This is a genomic window from Cyanobium sp. Candia 9D4 (assembly GCF_024346155.1).
Taxonomy (GTDB): Bacteria; Cyanobacteriota; Cyanobacteriia; order PCC-6307; family Cyanobiaceae; genus Cyanobium; species Cyanobium minutissimum.
The window spans coordinates 201978-221222 of the sequence record NZ_JAGQCK010000001.1 but is presented as its reverse complement, the minus strand read 5'-3'; the positions used below and the strand labels follow the sequence as shown (position 1 = coordinate 221222).

Below are 19245 nucleotides of genomic sequence, written 5' to 3'. Positions count from 1 at the left end.
GAGGTTCGTCTTTAATGACTCCCTCAGCGCCGACCGCCCACCTCCGATGGTCCAGCCCCGTCTCCTGTCACGCCTCACCCTGCTGGCGGCCGCGGCAGGCCTGCTGACCTCCTGCACGGGCACCCGCCTGGCCCTGCCGGGGGTGCGCCAGCCCGAGCAGCCCCCCATCAGCGATGCGGCGCCCGGCCCCTCCCTGCAACCCAGCAGCTCGGTGATCGTCGATGCCGTCGAGAAGGCCGGTCCGGCGGTGGTGCGCATCGACACGGTCAAGCGCACCGTGAACCCCCTGGGGGGCATCTTCGGCCGCGGTCCGGCCATTCAGCAGCAGCAGGGCCAGGGGTCGGGCTTCATCACCCGCTCCGACGGGGTGCTGCTCACCAACGCCCACGTGGTGGAGGGCGCCAGCGAGGTGAGCGTCACCCTGCCCGACGGCCGCAGCTTCACCGGCAAGGTGCTGGGGGCCGACCCCCTCACCGACGTGGCGGTGGTGAAGGTGGTGGCCTCCAAGCTGCCGGTCGCCACCCTGGGCGACTCCAACAAGGTGCGGCCAGGGGAATGGGCGATCGCCATCGGCAACCCCCTCGGCCTCGACAACACGGTCACGGCGGGGATCATCAGCGCCATCCAGCGCACCAACGCCGTGGGTGAGGGCCAGCGGGTGCCCTACATCCAGACCGACGCGGCCGTGAACCCCGGCAACAGCGGCGGGCCCCTGATCAACGACCGGGGCCAGGTGATCGGCATCAACACCGCCATTCGCCAGGCGCCGGGGGCGGGCCTGAGCTTCGCGATCCCGATCAACACGGCCCGCCAGATCGCCGCCCAGATCCTCGAGCGCGGCTACGCCAGCCACCCCTACATCGGCGTGCGCCTGCAGGCCCTCACCCCCCAGCTGGCCAAGGAGATCAACGCCACCACCAACGAGTGCCGCCTGCCCGAGGTGAACGGGGTGGTGGTGGTCGAGGTGATGGACAACAGCCCGGCGGCCCGGGGTGGTCTGAAGCCCTGCGACCTGATCGAGAAGGTCGGCGACAAGGCGGTGAAGAACGCCTCGGAGGTGCAGCTGGCCGTCGACCGGGGCAAGGTGGGCGAGCCGCTGACGATCACCGTGCAGCGCAACGGCTCCCGTCAGAACCTCACCGTGCGTCCCGCCGAACTGCCGCGCGAGGGTTGAGACCGCCGAGGGACCGGGGAACCGGGCCGCCCCAGCTGGTGATGCTGGCCCGCTGGCCGGCGCCGGGTCGCTGCAAGAGCCGCCTCGTTCCCGGCGTGGGGACGGGGCGGGCGGCCGCGATCCAGGCCCGTCTCACCCAGCACGGGCTGGCCGCCTCGGCCGAGGCCCGCCGGGCGATGGCTGGCCTGCGGCTGGTGCTGGCCAGCAGCGGCCTGGGTGCCGGGGCGGCGGCCCGCTGGGGACGCCGGCTCGGTGTCGACCGGGTGGTCGACCAGGGTACGGGCAGCCTGGGGCTGCGGATGCAGCGCCAGATGCGGCGCGGCTGGCGGGAGGGGGCCGCCGCGGTGGTGCTGATCGGCAGCGACCTGCCGGAGCTGACGGCCGACGACCTGCTGGCCGCGTTCCGGGCGCTCGCGCACAGCGACCTGGTGCTGGGCCCCGCCGGCGACGGGGGCTACTGGCTGATCGGCCGGCGCCGGGCAACGCCCCAGGTGTTCAGCGGGATCGACTGGGGCAGCGACCGGGTGCTGGAGCAGACCCTCCAGCAGGCCCATCGGGCCGGCCTGGGCACGACCCTGCTGGCGGAGCGCCACGATCTCGACCGCCCCGCCGACCTGGACCGCTGGCGATGAGCCCCCCCCTGAGCGTGGTGATCGCCGCCCTCAACGAGGCCCGGGGCCTGCCGATGCTGCTGGCCGATCTGGCCACGGCGCCGTCGCTGGTCCGGGAGGTGCTGGTGGTGGATGGCGGCAGCACCGATGCCACCCCGCGGCTGGCCGCCCTGGCCGGCGCCGTGGTGCTGCACCAGGGCGGTGGCCGCGGCGGCCAGCTGGCCGCTGGGGTGGCCGGCAGCACGGCCCCGTGGCTGCTGCTGCTGCACGCGGACGTGCGCCTGCCGCCGGGATGGGCCGAGGCCCTGGCCGCCGCCATCGACGGCGGGGCGTCCACCGCCTGGGCCTTCCGGCTGCGCATCGCCGGCGACGATCCGGCCCTGCGCCTGGTGGAGCTGGCGGTGGCGCTGCGCAGCCGCTGGCGCCAGCTGCCCTACGGCGACCAGGGGCTGCTGCTGGCCCGGCACCTGCACGATGCCGCCGGTGGCATCGCCCCACTGCCCCTGATGGAGGACCTGGAGTTCCTGCAGCGGCTGCGGCCCCTGGCCAGGATCGCCCTCCTGGCGCCGGCCCTGCGGGTCAACGGCCGCCGCTGGCGCCGGCTGGGGGTGTGGCAGACGATGCTGGCCAATGCCCGCCTGCGCCGCGACTGGCGCCGCGGCACCCCGGAGGAGCAGCTGGCCGCCCGCTATTACGGGCCCGCCCCTCAGGGGGCGTACCAGAAGGCGCAGCGGCGCTGCAGCGGCTCCAGCTCCCAGCCCTGAGCGGCATAGAAGCCCACCACGTCGGGGTCGGCGAACAGGCTCACCCGGTCGATGCCCATGGCCCGCAGCTGCTCGAGCACGTAGTCCATCAGCTCCTTGCCCAGGCCGGCCCCCTGGTAGCGGGGATGGACCGCCACATCCCAGACGGTGGCCTCCACCACCCCGTCACCGGTGCAGCGTGCGAAGCCCACCAGCCGCGGCAGGCGGGCGTCATGGCGCCAGAGCCCCACCTGGAGCAGGCTGTGCTGGAGGGCCTTGCGCACGCGCCGCAACGGACGGCGGCTCCAGCCCACGGCATCACAGAGCGCTTCCAGCTCGATCAGGTCGATCGGCCGGGCCTGGCTGAGCACCAGCTCCAGGCTGGGGTTGGGGCAGGCGCAGAGGCGGTGCCCGGGCCCGTAGAGGTCGGTCATCAGCGGAAGGGTCCCGGGCACGGCGAGAGGGCTACGCGTTCTGAAGATCCTGGCGGATGCCGGCCGGACTGCGGCAGGGTGGGGGATTGACGCGGCAACCCTCCTGGGCGTCCCTTCCACCGACTCCGATCGGACCCAGGCGGCCCCGGCATCGGTGACGCCCGTGTCCCCCCTGCTGGTGGGCGTGCACGGCTGGTTGCTGGCGGGGCGTCTGTGGCACCCGCTGCGGCAGGAACTGGCACCCCGCTGGACGCTGTGGTGCCCCGATCTGCCCGGGTTCGGCGCCAGCGACCGGCCCCGGGGGTTGCAGGCCAGCCTGGCCAGCTACGGACGCTGGCTGGCGGAGGCCGTCCAGCGGGAGGCCGCCGGGCGACCGGTGGTGCTGCTGGGCCACTCCCTGGGGGGCAGCGTGGCGCTGCATGCGGCGCCCCTGCTGGGGGGACAGCTGCGGGGTCTGGTGCAGATCGCGGCGGGGGGCGGTGTGTTCCAGCCCCGCCCCTTCGCCCGGGTGCGTCGGGGCGGGGCCGCCTTTCTGCGCTGGCGGCCGGCCTGGCTGGCCCGGTTGCCCGGCACGGGGGCGATCCGCAGCCCGCTGCTGGCCGACGACCGCGCCGCCCGGGGACTGCTGGCCTGCAGCACCAACCGGGGGGCCGTTCGGCAACTGCCGAGGCTGGCTGCGGCCCTCTCGGTGCCCAGCCTCTGGATTGCCGGCAGCCGTGACCAGGTGATGGAGCCCCGCTACGTGCGCCATCTGGCCGGCTACAGCCCCGACCACCAGCTGGTGATCCTCTCCGGGGTGGGCCACCTGCCGATGGTCGAGACGCCCCGCGAGCTGGCGGCCCTGATCGACGCCTGGCTGGCGGACGACCTGGCCTTGCCGGCCCAGCCGACCGGCCCTCAGAGCGTGGCCAGTCCCTTCTCCTGCAGTTCCGCCAGCTGCGCGTAGAGCCCGCCGACGGCCCGGAGCTCCCGGTGGTTGCCCTCCTCGATCAGGCGGCCGCGGCGCAGCACCAGGATGCGGTCGGCCGCCTCCACGGTGGCCAGGCGGTGGGCGATGACGATGGCGGTGCGACCGCTGAGCAGGGTGTCCAGGTCCCGCTGCAGGGTGGCTTCAGTGGAGGGATCCATGAAGGCCGTGGCCTCGTCCATCACCAGCACCGACGGGTCGCGGATCGCCACCCGCGCCACCGCCAGCAGCTGGCGTTCGCCGGAGGAGAGGTTGCCACCCCGCTCCCGCAGTTCGGAGGCCAGCCCATCCCCCAGCCGGGCCAGCAGGGGGCCGAGGCCGAGGTCGCCGCAGAGGCGCTCCAGATCGGCATCGCTGATGGCGGCATCAAGGCGGAGGTTGTCCGCCACGTTGCCGCTGAACAGGAACGTGTCCTGCAGCACCACCCCCAGGCGCCGGCGCAGGGTGGCGATCGGCAGCTCGCGGATGTCGACCCCGTCGAGGCGGATGGTTCCCTGCTGGGGTTCGTACAGCCGGCAGAGGAGACGGATCACGGTGGTCTTGCCGGATCCGGTGGGACCCACGATCGCCACGTGCTCGCCGGGGGCGATGCGGAAGGAGAGATCGGTGAGGATCGGGTCGTCGGGGCGGTAGGCGAAGGAGACGTTCTCGAACTCCACCTCGCCGGGGCTGAAGCGTTCCGCACCCGACACCATGGCGGCGGCGCTGCGCTGGCTGGTGGGCAGGTCGGCGATCTCGATCGGCTGCTCCAGCAGCTCACCGATGCGCTCCACCGCTGTCAGGCCCCCCTGGATCTGGGTGAAGCGCTCCGCCAGCTGGCGCAGGGGATCGAACACCCGCTGGGAGAACAGGATGAAGGTGGTCAGGGTGCCCAGGCCCATGGCCCCACCCGTGACCATGGCGCCGCCGAGGGCCAGCACCAGCGCGACGGCCGCCAGGGCCACCCACTCGATGAAGGCGGAGATGGCGCTGTCGTAGAAGATCGTGCCGGTCACCGCCCGGCGGTAGGCGTCGGTGGTCTGGGAGAAGCGCTGGCCGTTGACGGCCTCGCGGCGGAACATCTGCACCACCTCCAGGCCCTGAAGGTTCTCCTGCAGGTCGGCGTTGAGCTGGCCGAGCTCCTCGCGCACCCGGTAGTTGGCCTTGCGGTAGCGGCCCTGCAGCCAGAGCACCCCGAGGGTGACGGGCACCTGGCTGACGAGCAGCAGCAGCCCCAGGCGCCACTCTATGGAAAGCATGGTGAGGCCGATCACCAGCAGGGTGACCAGATCGGAGAGCACCCCCACCGCGCCGCTGCCGAACACCTCGGCCAGGGCGTCGACGTCGCTGGTGAGGCGGGTGAGCAGCTTGCCCACGGGCGTGCGGTCATGGAAGCGCAGCGACAGGGCCATCGCATGGCGGAACAGGTCGTCGCGGATGCGCGCGGTGAGGCGCTGGCCCACCACCTGCACGTTGTAGGTCTGGGTGCCCTGGAGGGAGAGGCGCAGCAGCACCGCCGCCAGCAGCATCGCCACCAGCACCCGCAGGGCCGTCGGCACCGGCAAGGGGGCCAGCCACGGCAGCACCTCCTCGCCCCGGAGCTTGGAGATCACCTGGCCTACCAGCAGCGGCTGCACCGAGGCCGCCAGGGCCAGGGGGATGAGCAGCAGCAGGGACAGCAGCAGACGCTTGCGGTCCCGGCCGAGGTAGGGCAGCAGGCGCCGCAGCCGCTGGCCGTCGAGACTGCTCATGGGGACGGCACCGGGGCGAGCCGGTGGGCGGTGGCGACCCGCTCCACCAGACCCTGGAGAGCGCCGTCATCGAGCCGCAGGGCCAGGGGATGGCCGATCAGGCGGGCGGTGCTGCTGAACAGATCCTCGATCGCCACCAGCCCGTTGTCCCGCAGGGTGCGGCCAGTGGCCACCAGATCGACGATCGCCTCGGACATGCCCGTGATCGGCCCGAGCTCCACCGACCCGGTGAGATGGATCAGCTCCACCGGCAGATCCAGCTGCTCGAAGAAGGCTTCGGCACAGCGGGTGAACTTGCTCGCCACCCGGCAGTGGGCCGGCAGGTCGGCAGCCCGGCGATAGCCGCTGCTCGCCTTCACCGCCACCGCCATGCGGCAGCCGCCGAAGCCCAGATCCACCAGCTGGGCCACCGGCAGCTGGTGCTCCCGCAGCACGTCGTAGCCCACCACCCCGAGCTGGGCCTGGCCGTAGGCCACATAGACCGGCACGTCGGCGTTGCGCACGAGCAGGGCCCGGGCCGTGCCGCAGCGGCTGGGCACCATCAGCAGACGGTTGTCCTCCTCCAGCAGGGCGGAGAAGTCCAGGCCGGCCTCCTGGAAGCGGCGCACCGAATCCTTCAGCAGGGCGCCCTTGGCCAGGGCGACGGTGATCGGGGTCCGCTGGTTGGCGGTGATCATGGAAGCCAGCAGCAACCTGGACTGTAACGATGCCGGATCCCGCCGAAGCCACCGCCGAAGCCGGAGCCCCGGTGTCACGACCGGAGCCCCTGCAGGTGGCGCTGCTGCCCGTGCTGCGGGACAACTACCTGTTCGTGCTCCACGACGGCCGGCGGGCGGCGCTGGTGGATCCGGCGGTGGCGGACCCGGCGGTCGCCTGGCTGCGGCAGCGGCAGCTGGAGCTGGTGGCCGTGCTGCACACCCACCACCACAGCGATCACATCGGCGGCACCCCCGCCCTGCTGCGGGAATGGCCCGGGGCCGCGGTGGTGGCGGCCCGCGACGACCGGGAGCGGATCCCGTTCCAGACCCGGGGGGTGGCGGACGGGGATCGCTTCACCCTGCTGGGCCAGCCGGTGGAGGTGCTGGCGGTGCCGGGCCACACCCGTGCCCACATCGCCTTCCACCTGCCCCTGCAGGGGGAGCTGTTCTGCGGCGACACCCTGTTCGCCGCCGGCTGCGGCCGGCTGTTCGAAGGAACCCCCGAGCAGATGCACCGCTCCCTGCAGCGGCTGGCGGCCCTGCCGGAGACGACCAGGGTGTGGTGCGCCCATGAGTACACCGAGGGGAACCTGCGCTGGGCGGCCGCCCAGCGGCCGGGGGACGGAGCCATCGCCGAACGGCTGGCCGCGGTGCGGCTCACCCGCGCCCAGGCCGGGCCCACGATCCCCAGCAGCATCGGCGAGGAACGCCGCACCAACCTGTTCGTGCGGGCGGCGGATCCGGAACAACTGGCGGCCCTGCGCCGCAGCAAAAATGACTGGACGGGATGAGCACGACGGCGTGGGCGGCCACGGGCCGGCCCTGCAGCAGTGGCAGGACAGGGACGGCCGATCCCGGGGTCAGTCCGGGGAGCTGAAGCCTTCCCCGTGACGCCCCGGCGGCAGGGTCACCAGGGGCCGGCCCCCGGGAAACAGCAGCGCCGACTCGCCGGAGCGGAACCGCAGCCGGCCGCGGCGGCCATGGGGATGGTCGGCCTCGAGGGGGGCCCGCCAGCGCAGCCGCTGCTCCCCGAGCTGCACCTGATAGAGCCATTCGCGGCCGAGGAACTCCCGGCCGGTGATCCAGGCGGCTCCTTCCTCATCAGGCAGGAATTCCAGGGCCTGGGGGCGGACCATCACCTCAACGGCCTCCGATCCCCCGGAGCCCGCGTCGCCGCCGGAGAGGGGCTCGAGCTCGCCGAGGGCGGTCTGCAGCCGCCGGCCCCGCCAGCGGGCCGGCAACAGGTTGGACTGGAGCACGAACTGGCCGACGAAGGCGGTGGCGGGCTGGTCGACCAGCTGCCGCGGCGGAGCGCACTGGTGCAGCACACCGTCGCGAAGCACCCCCACCCGGTCGCAGATCGCCAGGGCCTCCTCCGGGTCATGGGTCACCATCAGGCCACTGGCGCCGCAGCGGGCCAGCACGGCGGGCAACTCGCTGCGCAGCCGCAGCCGCACCTCCACATCCAGATTGGAGAAGGGTTCATCGAGCAGCACCACCGAGGGCGACGGCGCCAGGGCACGGGCCATCGCCAGGCGCTGACGCTGGCCGCCGGAGAGCTCGTGGGGGTATCGGCGCTCCAGCCCGCCCAGACCCAGCAGGTCGAGCAGCCAGGCCACCCGGGCGGTGTCCTGGCCGCGACGCAGGCCGAAACAGGCGTTGCGCCAGGCATCGAGATGGGGAAAGAGGGCATCGTCCTGGAAGACCATGCCGACGCCCCGCCGCTCGGGGGGCAACAGGCGATCGGGACCCGCCACCGGCTGGCCACCGATGCTGATGCGGCCGCGGCCGGGACGCTCGAAGCCGGCGATGAGCCGCAGCAGGGTGGTCTTGCCGCAACCGGAGGGGCCCAGCAGACCCACCAGCTCGCCGGCCCCGAGGACGAGGTCGATCCCCTGGAGGGTCCAGGAGGCGACGTCCCGGCCCGGGTAGCGGTACCAGAGGTCCTCGATGCGCACATGGGCGCCGGGCCCGGCCACGTCCCCGGGGGTGCAGGCCGTGGCGGTTGCGGTGGACGGCGTGGTGATGGTGTTGGAGTAGGCCATAAGATCCCAGTCCCGCATTTTTACCCGTCATGAGTTCCAGCGCCGGCGGAGGTGACCAAAGGCACAGCCCCCTGTCTCATCCGGTCAACACCACGGCCGCCCCCGCCCCGGTCGGCCCCTACAACCAGGCCGTGCTCGCCGGCGGGGTCCTGTACTGCTCCGGCCAGATCGCCCTCGACCCGGTGAGCGGGGTGCTGGTGGGAGAGGGCGACGTGGAGGCCGAGACCCGCCAGGTGCTGAGCAACCTCCAGGCGGTGCTGGCGGCCGCCGGCTGCCGCCCTGACCATGTGGTGCGCACCACGGTGTATCTGGCCGACCTCGGCGATTTCGCCCGGGTGAACGCCCTCTACGCCGGTCTGTTCAGCGAGGGCGTCGCTCCGGCCCGCGCCTGTGTGCAGGTGGCGGCCCTGCCCAGGGGCGCCCGGGTGGAGATCGACGCCATCGCCCTCGTCCCCTGAGCCGGTTCTCACCGGAGGCTCACGCCGTTCCGCTGGCTGGGGGGGACGGACTGCGGCAACCTGGAACGATGGAGACCCCGTTCGGCACCTGGTTTCACGAGGTGGTGGTGATGACACCGGGCCGCTTCGAGGAGGCCGTGGAGGCGGTGCTGGCGGTGCAGCAGTTCAAGACCGTTGTGCTGCACCTCAGTGCCATGGCACCGGAGGAGGCCCAGCGCACCATCGATTTCGTCTCCGGCGGTGTCTTCGCCCTGGACGGTCAGTCGGAGCGGCTGGGGGACACGGTGTTTCTGTTCGCACCGGCGCTGGTGACGATCAGCCGGGACGGGGACGAACGGGCCTGATCCTGCGGCGACCGGCACCCCCACCCTTGTGGCACCCGTGCCTGGGCGGTAACACAGGCGCTGGTCCCGTGCTGTCCATGAAGCGCTCCTTCGGCCAGGTCCCGCTGGTGCTCGCCTGGGCCCTGGGCCTGGTGCTGGCCGCCCCCGCCCCCTCGGCCCAGGCGACCCAGGCCGCCCAGACGGTGGCGGCCGGTGGCGGCCGGATGGTGCTGGTCCGCACCGACCGCCAGCTGCCCGTCACCGGCGATCCGATCTGGGAACTGCGGCTGCTGCTCCCGGGCCAGCCGCCGCGGGCCTACGAGGCCCTGGTGGGCCGGATGCGGCGCCAGGAGGGCGACCGCCATCGCCTTGGCAGCAAGGCCCCGTTGCCGCGGGGCCGCTACGCCGTCACCGAGATCACCCCCGTCGCACCCACCGATGATGTGGAGCTCGGCCGGTTCCTCTGGATCGGCCTGGAGCCCGCTTTCCCCACCGACCGCCGCGGCCTGGGGATCCACCACGACCCCAGCGCCGGCCGAGGGAGGAGCAGCGGCACCGACGGCTGCATCGGCCTGATCCACGGCAACGACCTGCTGGTGCTGGGCGACCTGCTGCGCCGCAGCGGCACCACGGAGCTGGTGGTCAAGGACTGAGCCGGTGGGGGAAGGCGCTCAGGCGCGTGCGGCCAGGGCCTCCTTCAACCGCCCCTCCAGCTCGCCGCGCTGGGCCGGATCCCCCACCAGCATCAGGGTGCCGGTGCCGGGCCACCAGTTGAGGCGCAGGTTCGATTCACCGTCCTCGATGACGAGCATCTCAAAGGCCCCCTCGTGCACCCAATGACCGGAACAGCCCAGTCCCTCGAGCAGCGACTGGAGTTCCTCCAGGGTTCCGTTGAAGGTCACAGGTCGACGGTGGAGATGCCGAAGTTTACGGACGGTTCCTCCTGGCGGGGCAGGCGCTGCCAGCCCGGCAGCCAGGCGGCGCGGTCGCGCAGCTCCCGCTGGGGCACCAGCAGCCGGTAGCCCGGGTCCAGCACGGCCTGGAGCTCCACGGTGCGCTCCCGGCCCCGGCCCCGCTGGCCCAGCAGGGCGAAGTGGCGATAGCCGCCGCAGCCGGCTGCCCTGGCGGGCTGGCAGGTCCAGGCGGCAGAGAGCTTCATCGGGCGGGGAGGGCAGCGGCCCTCAGCGGACCGGCTATGGGGTGGACTCCTCCAGCACCGGATTGCGCAGCACGCCGATGCCTTCGATCTCCACCTTGACCGTATCGCCGCGGCGCAGCCAGCGGGGAGGATCGGCCGCCATGCCGACGCCGCTGGGGGTGCCGGTGAGGATCACGGTGCCGGCGGGCAGGGTGGTGCTGGCGCTCAGGAATTCGATGATCTCCGCCACGGTGAAGATCATGTCGGCGGTGCTGGCCGCCTGCACCGTCTGGCCGTTGAGGCGGGTCTGGAGGCTGAGGGCCTGGGGATCGGGGATCGCCGCGGCGGTCACCAGGCAGGGGCCCAGGGGTGCGAAGGTGTCGAAGCTCTTGCCGCGGCACCACTGGCCGCCGCCGAGCTGGGGCTGCTTCTGCCAGTCGCGGGCGCTGACGTCATTGGCGCAGGTGTAGCCCAGCACCACCCCCAGGGCCTCGGAGCGGGGCACGTTGCGGCAGGTGCGGCCGATCACCACCGCCAGCTCCCCCTCGTAGTCCACCTGGTGGCTGGCCAGGGTGGTGGGCAGGGTGATGGGCGCCTCCGGATGCTGCACCGCCCCCGGCACCTTCATGAACAGCACCGGCCAGGTGGGGATCGCGGCACCGGTCTCGGCGGCATGGCGGCGGTAGTTGAGGCCGATGCAGAGGATGGCGCGCGGCTCCAGAGGGGCCAGGATCCTGCCCGCCGCGGCCGGCTCGCCCGTGGGCTCCAGAGCGCCGAACAGGTCGCCCGCCAGGCGCTCCAGGCGGCCGTCGGGATGGCGACAGGCGAGCTGGATGGCGCCGGCCGGATCCTCGTAGCGCACGATCTTCATAGGGGCTTCATGGCGGCGTCACTGGGAGCTGCAGGGGAGCTGCAGGGGGGCTGCCTGGAGGATCTGCCGAGGGCGCCTGAGGGCCTCGCGGCTCCCGCTGTGCCCACTCTGGCCCGCCAGCTGTGGATGATGGGGGCACCAGCGGAACCAGGAGCACGCCGTGGTCGCCGAACCCCGTCGCCAGCGGAGCACCACCCTCCGGGGCGCCGAGCTGCTCAATGATCCGCTGCTCAACAAGGGCACCGCCTTCAGTCGGGCGGAGCGGCGGGAGCTGGGGCTGGAGGCCCTCCTCCCCTGGCAGGTGGAGACCATCGAGGCCCAGGTGGAGCGCTGCCGCCTGGCCTTCCACGCCATGGGCAGCGACCTGGAGCGCTACGCCTATCTCCAGACCCTCAGGGAGCGGAACGTCACCCTCTTCCACCGCTTCCTCGCCGACCACATCGAGCTGGCCATGCCGATCGTCTACACCCCCACGGTGGGGCAGGCGATCCAGCACTTCAGCCACACCTACCGCAGCCCCAGCCAGGGGATCTACCTGGCTGCACCGCAGCAGGAGCAGCTCGAGGAGCTGCTGGCCCAGGCCTGCGGGGGCACCTCCGGCCAGACGCCGGACCTGCTCCTGGTCACCGACGCCCAGGGGATCCTCGGCATCGGCGACCAGGGGGTGGGGGGCATCCAGATCTGCCAGGGGAAGCTGGCGGTCTACACCCTCTGCGCCGGTCTCGATCCGGCCCGGGGCCTGCCGGTGATGCTCGACGTGGGCACCGACCGGCCCGAACTGCTGGCCGACCCCTGCTACCCCGGCCTGCGCCGGCCCCGCCTGCAGGGGGAGGCCTACACCGCCTTCCTCGACCGCTTCATCGTCGCGGTGCAGACGGTCTGCCCCGGCGCCCTGGTGCACTGGGAGGACTTCGGCGCCGCCCATGCCCGCCCCGTGCTGGAGGCCTACCGGCACCGGGTGCCGAGCTTCAACGACGACATCCAGGGCACCAGCAGCGTGGCCGCGGCGGCGATCCTGGCCGGCCTGCGGGGCCTGGGGCAGCGCCTGGCCGACCAGCAGATCGTCATCTTCGGGGCGGGCAGCGCCGGCTGCGGCATCGCCGAGCGGCTCTGGCGCCTGCTGCAGCGCCAGGGGCTCGCGGCCGCCGAAGCCGCCGACCGCCTCTGGCTGATCGACCGCGACGGGCTGATCCACACCGGGACCCCGGGCCTTTCCGGCGGCGCCCGGCCGTTCGCCAAGGGACCGGAGGCGCTGGCGGCACGGTTCGGGGAGGGGGCCCCTGCCGATGGCTCGGGACCGGGCCTGCTGGCGGTGATCGAGGCGGTGCGGCCGGGGGTCCTGATCGGCACCTCCACCGCCGCCGGGGCCTTCGATCAGGCGGTGGTGGAGGCCCTCTGCGCCGACGGCGGGCGGCCGATCGTCCTGCCCCTCTCCAATCCCACGCCCCTGGCGGAGATCACCCCGGAGGACCTGCTGCGCTGGAGCCGGGGCCGGGCCCTGGTGGCCACCGGCAGCCCCTTCCCGCCGGTGGACACCACCGGCAGCGACGGCCAGGCGATCCAACGGGTGATCGGCCAGTGCAACAACTGCTTCGTGTTCCCGGGCCTGGGCTACGGCGCCGTGGCGGTGGGCGCCGCGGAGGTGAGTGACGCCATGATCGACGCCAGCATCGAGGCGCTGGCTGGGGTGATCCCGGCCGCGACCGATCCCGACGCCCCCCTGATGCCACCCCTGGCGGCCGTCCAGGCGGTGTCGCGGGCCGTGGCCGAGGCGGTGGCGATCCAGGCGGTGCGGGAGGGACTGGCCCGCCGGGCCGCCACCCCCGAGGCCGCCCTCGCGCGCCTGGACGCCTGCCGCTGGAGCCCCGCGTACGCCGAACTGCAGGGTTGAGGCCGTTGCTGGGGCAGGGGGATCAATAAGTCCTGTGTCACCCCCTCGCGCAGGCGCCGGCCCTCGCCCTAGCACCTTGGGCACCAACCCCCTGCGCGATGGGCTTCTTCGTCCAGCTCACCGACGCCATCGCCGCCCGTCAGTCGCTGCTGGTCACCGGCCTCGATCCCAACCCGGAGATGCTGCAGGCCTGGGCCCATCGCCGCGGCATGGGCGGCCGCTCGTTTCTCTCCCAGGCCCGCCACTGGATCAAGGCGGTGGTGGAGGCCACCGCCGACCACGTCTGCGCCTACAAGCCCAGCCTGGGCTTCTACCAGGCCCTCGGCCCGGTGGGACTGGAACTGCTGCGGGAGGTGCGGGAGCTGGTGCCGCTCGACATCCCCCTGATCATCGACACCAAGCACGGGGACCTGAACAGCTCCTCGGCGCTGGCCCACTACCTGTTCCGTGAACTCGGCGCCGATGGCGTCACCCTCTCCCCCCTGGCCGGCCAGGACATCGCCGCGCCGTTCCTGCTGTATCCCGACAAGGCGGTGGTGATCACCTGCCACAGTTCCAACGCCGCCGCCCGGGTGCTGCAGCACCACCCCGACGAGAGCGATCCCCTCTACCTGCGCATCGTGCGGGAATGCCAGCTCTGGGCCACCCCCGACCAGCTGCTGCTGGAGGTGGGCACCAGTGACCCGGCGATCCTGGCCCGGGTGCGCCAGGAGGCCCCGGAACGGTTCCTGATCCTGCGCAGCCTCTGGGGCGAGGAGGATCGCCTCGACGCTCTGCTGGAGGCCGGGTTGAGTCCGGCCGCCGACGGGCTGCTGATGCCCCTGCCCCAGAACCTGCTGGTGGAGGACGACATCGCCGTTCGCGCCGCCGCCCTCAAGCAGCGGATCAGTGAGCGCCGGGACCGCTGGCTGGAGGGGCGGGCACCGGACCAGGGCGAGACCTGCAGCCTGTGGCTGCCGGAGCGTCGCCCGGACGGCAGCGCCGGGACCGGGGCCGGGGCCGGGGCGGACGGCGAGGGCTCCGGCGACCCCATGGCCAGCCTGATCCTCGATCTGTTCGACATCGGCTGCCTGTTGTTCGGCGACTACGTGCAGGCCTCCGGCGCCGTCTTCAACTACTACGTGGACCTGCGGCAGATCATTTCCGATCCCAACCTCTTCCACCGGGTGCTGCATGCCTACGCCGGCCAGCTCGGCGAACTGGTCTTCGACCGCATCGCCGGCATCCCCTACGGCTCCCTGCCCACCGCCACCGGGCTGTCGCTGCAGCTGCACAAGCCCCTGCTCTACCCCCGCAAGGAGGTGAAGGCCCACGGGGCCCGCCGCCTGATCGAAGGCGATTTCGAGGAGGGCGACCGGGTGGTGGTGGTGGACGACATCCTGATCACCGGCACCAGCGTGCTCGAGGGAATCGCCAAGCTGGAAAGCTCCGGCCTGGAGGTGGAGGACGTGGTGGTGTTCATCGACCACGGCGGCCGGGCCGACACCAGCGCCCGCCAGCGGCTCACCCGGGCGGGCTACCGCTGCCATGCCGTGCTCGACATCGCCCGCATCACCGCCGTGCTGCATGCGGCCGGGCGGCTCAGCGATGACCAGGCCGCCACCCTCGGCCATGGCCCTCCGGCCCGGACCCCAGGCGTCGAGGGGATACTGGCCAGCTCGTAGAGTGGCCTGGCACCCCTGCAAAACCCGGGTGCCCCCTTCCGCCATGCCCCAGGTCCAGGGTCAGCCCCCCACGATCGGCGAGCTTGAGGCGAAATACTCCCTGTACTGCAAGGCGATGCGGCTGCTGCTCAAGGAGGGCCGGACGATGGAGGCGATCCAGCGCACGGTCTGCTGGAGCCGGCTGGAGCAACTGCACATCTGCCTGCCGAGCCGCTACAAGTCGCCGGACTACCTCTATGCCGTTCTGAAGCGCGACCTGCGCTGATCGCGGGGCGCCCCCCGCTCCTGCCAGGATCAGTCGGCGATCAGGGTCGGTGCCCACCCAGGCGTTTCCGTGAAGTCGATCTCCGACCCCTTCCTGCGCCGGCCCGTGCTGACGCTGGTGCTGAGCCTGCTGGTGCTCCTCGGCGGCCTGATCAGCCTGCCCGGCCTCAAGGTCGAGAACCTGCCTCCGATCGCCCCGGGCCGGGTGTCGGTGAGCGCCAGCTACCCGGGCGCCAGTCCGGAGGTGGTCGAGCAGGGGGTGACCACGCTGCTGGAGAAACAGTTCAACGGCCTGGAGCGGCTGGATTCGATCCGTTCCACCAGCTCGGCCAACGGCAGCAGCATCTCCCTCGGCTTCGAGGGCGGCAACCCCGAGATCAACCAGATCAACACCCAGAACGAGGCGGCGGTGGTGAGCCGCCAGCTGCCCGCCCAGGTGGCGCGCTTCGGGGTGCAGGTGCGGCGCACCTCCGATGACCTGCTGATGACACTCAGCTTCAGTGCCAGCCGGGACCGTTACGACTCCACTTTCCTTAGCGGCTGGGTAGACCAGGTGATCCGCGACCGGCTGCAGCGGGTGCCCGGCGTCGGCGAGGTGCGGCTGTTCGGGGGCAGTTCGCTCGCCTTCCGGCTGTGGCTGGATCCGCTGCGCCTGGAGGAGCGCAATCTGACCATCAGCGAGGTGCGCGATGCCCTCGAGGAGCAGAACGTGCTGGCCGCCCTCGGCCAGGCCGGGGTGGCGCCCTCCCCCGACGACCAGCTCGTCACCCTGCCGCTGCGCATGGAGGGACGGCTGCGCACCGCCCAGGAGTTCGAGTCCCTGGTGGTCGACCGCAGCGCCAACGGGGGCGTCACCCTGCTGAAGGATGTGGGCCGGGTCAGCCTGGGCAGCGAGAACTACGAATCGATCGCCACCGACCTGGGCGGCAAGACGGCGGTGGCCGTGGGGATCTTCCAGCGGGACGGCAGCAACGCCCTGGAGGTGAGCCAGGGCGTTGACCAGGCCCTCAAGGAGCTGGGGCCCCGCTTTCCGCCTGGGGTGGATCTCCAGGTGATCGTCGACGAGGCGGCCTCGATCCGCACCAGCATCGACCGGACCACGGCGAGCCTGCGGGAAGCGGTGCTGCTGGTGTTCCTGGTGCTGCTGCTGGGGCTGGGGAACAGCCGCCTGGCCCTGATCAGCGCCTCGGCGGTGCCGGTGGCCCTGATCGGATCGCTGGCCGTGCTCCGGCTCAGCGGCGATTCGATCAACACCCTCACCCTGTTCGGCATGGTGCTGGCCAGCGGGCTGGTGGTGGACGACGCCATCGTGGTCAGCGAGGACATCGGCCGCCGTCTGGAAAACGGTCGCCCGCCCCTGGAGGCCGCCCGCGAAGCCATGGCGGAACTGGGGGGCGCCGTGATCGCCACCTCCCTGGTGCTGATCGTGGTGTTCCTGCCGGTGCTCACCCTGGGGGGCAGCCTGGGCCGTCTCTACGCCCCCATCGCCCTGACGATCGGCGGCACGATCGTGTTCTCCACCTTCAACGCCCTCACCTTCACCCCGGTGGCCGCCAGCCGGCTGCTCCATGCCGATCGCCGGGAGCCGGCCTGGCTGCTGCGCTGGATCGATCCGCCCCGCCGGGCCCTCGAGCGTCTGGAGCGCCCCTACGACCGACTGCTCAGCCGCGTTCTGCACTGGCGGCGTCGCGTGGTGGCCGGCCTGCTGGTCGGTCTGCTGCTGACGGGCCTGGCGTTCGAGCAGCGGCCCAAGGCCTTCATCCCCCAGGAGGACAGCGGCCAGCTGCGGGGCGTGGTGCTGCTCCAGGACGGCATCGCCCTGCCCCGCACCCAGCAGGTGATGGAGCAGGTGCGGGAGGTGATGGACCAGGAGCCCCTGATCCGCTTCGCCAACTTCTATGCCGGCCGCTCCTTCGGCGACAGTTCCCCCAACAAGGGGATCTTCTTTCTGCGGCTCAAGCCGATCGAGGAGCGCCCCGGGGCCGACCAGAGCGCCGCCGCGGTGGCCGAACGGCTGAACCGGCGCCTGCGCCAGAGGATCAGCGATGCCACGGTGATCGTCAGCGAATCCCCCACCGTGCGGGGCTTCAGCAGTGAGAGCGGCCTGGAGTTCGACCTGCTCGACACCAGCGGCGGCCGCCTCAGCCTCGGCGAGTTCCAGCAGGAGGCGGAGGCCTTCATCGCCGCGGCCCGGCAGACGGGCGCCTTCGAGCAGGTGGGCACCCGCTTCAGTGCCGACGCCCCCCTGCTGCGGCTCATCCCCGACCGGCTGCGCATGGCCTCGCTCCAGGTCGATCTCGATGAACTGGTGAGCGTGCTCGGGGCCAGCTTCGGCAGCGACTACGTCAACGACAGCTTCGAAGGCGACCAGGTGCGCAAGGTGATCGTCCAGCTCGAGGGCGAGGCCCGGCGGGATGCCGATGACGTGCTGGCCCTGCAGGTACGCAACCGCACCGGCCAGCTGATCCCCCTGGCCCAGATCGTGCAGGTGGAAGCCGGCACCGGCCCCACGACGATCAACCACACCCGCCTGGTGCGCTCGATCAGCATCCGGGCCCAGCCGGGCCCGGGGGTGAGCAGCGGCCAGGCCATCGCCCTGCTGGAGCAGCTGCAGCGCGACCGGGCCAGCACGGCCACCGACCTGGAATGGGCGGGTCTGGCCCGGGAGGAGGCCAGGGCCGGAGGCGGCAATCTGCAGGTGTTCGCCCTGGCGGTGCTGGTGATGCTCCTGGTCCTGGCCGGCCTCTACGAGAACTTCGCCGATCCCTTCATCATCCTGGCGACGGTGCCGATGGGGGTGCTCGGCGGGGTGCTGGGTCTGGCCCTGCGGGGCCTGCCCCTGGACGTCTACGGCCAGATGGGCCTCCTGGTGCTGGTGGCCCTGGCGGCGAAGAACGCCATCCTGATCGTCGAATTCGCCAACCAGCGGCTGGCGGAGGGGATGCCCCTCGATGAGGCCGTCCACGGCGCCGCCGTCGCCCGTCTGCGGCCGATCCTGCTCACCGCCTTCTCCTCCCTGGCGGGCTTCCTGCCCCTGCTGTTCGCCACCGGCGCCGGGTCGGCCAGCCGCATCAGCATCGGCACAGTGGTGTTCTTCGGGCTGCTGGTGGCGACCGTCCTCACCCTGTTCCTGGTGCCCACCCTCTACCGGATCGTCAAGGGATGGGAGCTCAGTCTGGGCGGCGGCCATGGCCGCCAGGCCGAACAGGCCTAGGGCTCCGGTCGCCACCCCCCATCCACGAAGCGCTCCGGCTTCAGCCCCTGCCGCCTCAGCAGGGCGATCAGCCCCCGGTCCCCCAGCAGGTGCATCAGCCCCACCACCACCAGGGTGTCGTTGGGGCGCCGCAGGAACCCCCGCACCGGAGCCACCCAGGCCATGTTGCGCCGGACCACCAGCCGCTCGAGGAGATCGGGACGCTGGCGGTAGTCGTCGAGCAGCAGGGCCTCGAGACGGGGCAGGTCACCGGCCCGCCAGGCCCCCTCGAGGGCGTCCAGCCGGGGGCCGACCCCATCCAGTTCCTTCAGGGTGACCTCCAGCAGCTGCACCTGGTCGGTCCGGGGCAGCCCGTCGAACAGCTCGAACTGCTCGGCCGGGGTCTCCAGGCCGTCGATGGGTTTACGGTCGGCGGCGGCCTTGGCCTGGAGCTGGCCCTCCACCCCGCTGTCGGGGGAATAGCCCCGTTGCAGGAACTCGGCGGAGGCGAGCAGCAGGGCCACGGCCCAGGGCTCGAAGCGATCGATCGCCGCCTCGGGCAGCCCCAGGCCCGCCAGGCGCGGCTGAAGCGCGCGCCAGGTGGGCGCCGGCAGGCCATCGCGCAGGGAGCGGCCGTCGGCGTCGAGGGCCCGCGCCACCAGCTCACCGGCCAGGGCCGCCGGGCTGATGGCATCCATGTCGAGCTCCATGGCCAGCCGCTCCGCCTCCCCATAGGCCAGGCCATAGGACGGGGGGAGCCCGGCCCGGTCGCGGCGCAGCTGGTGCAGGGAGCCGGCGATGAACACGGTGCCGGCGCCGTCCCGCAGCCTCCAGAGGGTGCCGACCTCCGCCGCCCCCTCTGGCATGGCCGCCCCCTCTGGCATGGCCGCCAACCCGGGAACGGCAGCCAGGATGAGGGCCGCCAGGGCCAGGGCACGACGCCGCACCGACCGGAGCCTCGACGGGCGCAGGGGAGGCGGCATCGGTGGCGGCATCCACGGAGCCTTTGACGCTAGCGACGCCGCTTCGGCCGACCCCGGG

20 protein-coding genes are annotated in these 19245 nt (G+C 72.5%); 12 read left to right on the top strand and 8 right to left on the bottom strand.

Annotated elements, in window-relative coordinates:
- Positions 1-46 precede the first annotated feature (46 nt).
- From KBZ08_RS01115 to KBZ08_RS01105, 3 genes are read left to right on the top strand one after another with little or no spacing between them, the layout of a single operon-like run.
- Complete coding sequence (locus tag KBZ08_RS01115; protein WP_106221420.1) at positions 47-1174, top strand: trypsin-like peptidase domain-containing protein; 1128 nt, start codon at positions 47-49, stop codon at positions 1172-1174.
- Positions 1171-1806 (top strand): TIGR04282 family arsenosugar biosynthesis glycosyltransferase, encoded by a 636-nt coding sequence (locus KBZ08_RS01110; RefSeq protein ID WP_254970708.1) that lies wholly within the window; start codon positions 1171-1173, stop codon positions 1804-1806. Before KBZ08_RS01115 ends, KBZ08_RS01110 begins: the two co-directional genes overlap by 4 nt.
- Positions 1803-2549 carry a TIGR04283 family arsenosugar biosynthesis glycosyltransferase gene (locus KBZ08_RS01105; protein ID WP_254970699.1) on the top strand — a complete coding sequence of 249 codons (747 nt, stop codon included), beginning with the start codon at positions 1803-1805 and terminating at the stop codon, positions 2547-2549. Before KBZ08_RS01110 ends, KBZ08_RS01105 begins: the two co-directional genes overlap by 4 nt.
- Here the strand turns inward: KBZ08_RS01105 and KBZ08_RS01100 are convergent.
- Complete coding sequence (locus KBZ08_RS01100; protein WP_094584889.1) at positions 2492-2962, bottom strand: GNAT family N-acetyltransferase; 471 nt, start codon at positions 2960-2962, stop codon at positions 2492-2494. The two genes, KBZ08_RS01105 and KBZ08_RS01100, sit on opposite strands and share 58 nt — an antisense overlap.
- 154 nt (positions 2963-3116) lie before the next feature.
- Between KBZ08_RS01100 and KBZ08_RS01095 the strand changes: the two genes are divergently transcribed.
- Positions 3117-3908, top strand: a complete 792-nt coding sequence (locus tag KBZ08_RS01095; protein ID WP_254970698.1) for an alpha/beta fold hydrolase — start codon at positions 3117-3119, stop codon at positions 3906-3908.
- Here the strand turns inward: KBZ08_RS01095 and KBZ08_RS01090 are convergent.
- Positions 3860-5659, bottom strand: coding sequence for an ABC transporter ATP-binding protein (locus tag KBZ08_RS01090; RefSeq protein WP_106221428.1), 1800 nt, complete (start codon positions 5657-5659; stop codon positions 3860-3862). The two genes, KBZ08_RS01095 and KBZ08_RS01090, sit on opposite strands and share 49 nt — an antisense overlap.
- The gene (hisG, locus tag KBZ08_RS01085; protein ID WP_254970695.1) at positions 5656-6336 is read right to left on the bottom strand and encodes an ATP phosphoribosyltransferase; all 681 of its coding nucleotides are present in this window, start codon (positions 6334-6336) and stop codon (positions 5656-5658) included. Before hisG ends, KBZ08_RS01090 begins: the two co-directional genes overlap by 4 nt.
- Before the next feature lie 29 nt (positions 6337-6365).
- Here hisG and gloB point away from each other — a divergent pair, with 29 nt between their 5' ends.
- Positions 6366-7148 carry a hydroxyacylglutathione hydrolase gene (gene gloB / locus KBZ08_RS01080; RefSeq protein WP_254970693.1) on the top strand — a complete coding sequence of 261 codons (783 nt, stop codon included), beginning with the start codon at positions 6366-6368 and terminating at the stop codon, positions 7146-7148.
- Between the two features lie 69 nt (positions 7149-7217).
- On the opposite strand, the gene KBZ08_RS01075 is transcribed toward gloB, so the two are convergent.
- Positions 7218-8402: an ABC transporter ATP-binding protein gene (locus tag KBZ08_RS01075; RefSeq protein WP_219904244.1), complete on the bottom strand. Its 1185-nt coding sequence runs from the start codon at positions 8400-8402 to the stop codon at positions 7218-7220.
- Between the two features lie 29 nt (positions 8403-8431).
- On the opposite strand from KBZ08_RS01075, the gene KBZ08_RS01070 reads away from it, so the two are divergent.
- The 3 genes from KBZ08_RS01070 to KBZ08_RS01060 all read left to right on the top strand — a co-directional run bounded on the left by KBZ08_RS01070 (position 8432) and on the right by KBZ08_RS01060 (position 9836).
- Entirely contained in the window at positions 8432-8860 is a 429-nt protein-coding gene (locus KBZ08_RS01070) for a RidA family protein (RefSeq protein WP_254970684.1), read from the top strand.
- A gap of 68 nt (positions 8861-8928) precedes the next feature.
- Positions 8929-9204 (top strand): cell division protein SepF, encoded by a 276-nt coding sequence (locus KBZ08_RS01065; RefSeq protein WP_106221433.1) that lies wholly within the window; start codon positions 8929-8931, stop codon positions 9202-9204.
- 77 nt (positions 9205-9281) lie between these two features.
- Complete coding sequence (locus KBZ08_RS01060; protein ID WP_106221582.1) at positions 9282-9836, top strand: L,D-transpeptidase; 555 nt, start codon at positions 9282-9284, stop codon at positions 9834-9836.
- An 18-nt stretch (positions 9837-9854) separates the two neighbouring features.
- Here KBZ08_RS01060 and KBZ08_RS01055 read toward each other — a convergent pair whose 3' ends face one another.
- The 3 genes from KBZ08_RS01055 to KBZ08_RS01045 are packed head-to-tail and all read right to left on the bottom strand — an operon-like array spanning position 9855 to position 11192.
- A complete protein-coding gene (locus KBZ08_RS01055) occupies positions 9855-10085 on the bottom strand; it encodes a hypothetical protein (protein WP_159819587.1) in 231 nt (76 codons plus the stop codon).
- Positions 10082-10342 (bottom strand): TIGR02450 family Trp-rich protein, encoded by a 261-nt coding sequence (locus KBZ08_RS01050; protein WP_254970680.1) that lies wholly within the window; start codon positions 10340-10342, stop codon positions 10082-10084. Before KBZ08_RS01050 ends, KBZ08_RS01055 begins: the two co-directional genes overlap by 4 nt.
- 34 nt (positions 10343-10376) lie before the next feature.
- On the bottom strand, positions 10377-11192 hold the full coding sequence (locus tag KBZ08_RS01045) for a fumarylacetoacetate hydrolase family protein (protein ID WP_254970678.1): 816 nt from the start codon (positions 11190-11192) through the stop codon (positions 10377-10379).
- A 160-nt stretch (positions 11193-11352) separates the two neighbouring features.
- Here KBZ08_RS01045 and KBZ08_RS01040 point away from each other — a divergent pair, with 160 nt between their 5' ends.
- The 4 genes from KBZ08_RS01040 to KBZ08_RS01025 all read left to right on the top strand — a co-directional run bounded on the left by KBZ08_RS01040 (position 11353) and on the right by KBZ08_RS01025 (position 18225).
- On the top strand, positions 11353-13083 hold the full coding sequence (locus KBZ08_RS01040; RefSeq protein ID WP_254970676.1) for an NAD-dependent malic enzyme: 1731 nt from the start codon (positions 11353-11355) through the stop codon (positions 13081-13083).
- Positions 13084-13181: 98 nt separating this feature from the next.
- A complete protein-coding gene (locus tag KBZ08_RS01035) occupies positions 13182-14747 on the top strand; it encodes a bifunctional orotidine-5'-phosphate decarboxylase/orotate phosphoribosyltransferase (RefSeq protein WP_106221443.1) in 1566 nt (521 codons plus the stop codon).
- Positions 14748-14790: 43 nt separating this feature from the next.
- Positions 14791-15012, top strand: coding sequence for a DUF3136 domain-containing protein (locus KBZ08_RS01030; RefSeq protein WP_015110915.1), 222 nt, complete (start codon positions 14791-14793; stop codon positions 15010-15012).
- 69 nt (positions 15013-15081) lie between these two features.
- Complete coding sequence (locus KBZ08_RS01025) at positions 15082-18225, top strand: efflux RND transporter permease subunit (protein ID WP_254970674.1); 3144 nt, start codon at positions 15082-15084, stop codon at positions 18223-18225.
- On the opposite strand, the gene KBZ08_RS01020 is transcribed toward KBZ08_RS01025, so the two are convergent.
- Positions 18222-19187, bottom strand: a complete 966-nt coding sequence (locus KBZ08_RS01020; RefSeq protein WP_254970672.1) for a TraB/GumN family protein — start codon at positions 19185-19187, stop codon at positions 18222-18224. The genes KBZ08_RS01025 and KBZ08_RS01020 overlap by 4 nt on opposite strands.
- Between the last annotated feature and the right edge of the window lie 58 nt (positions 19188-19245).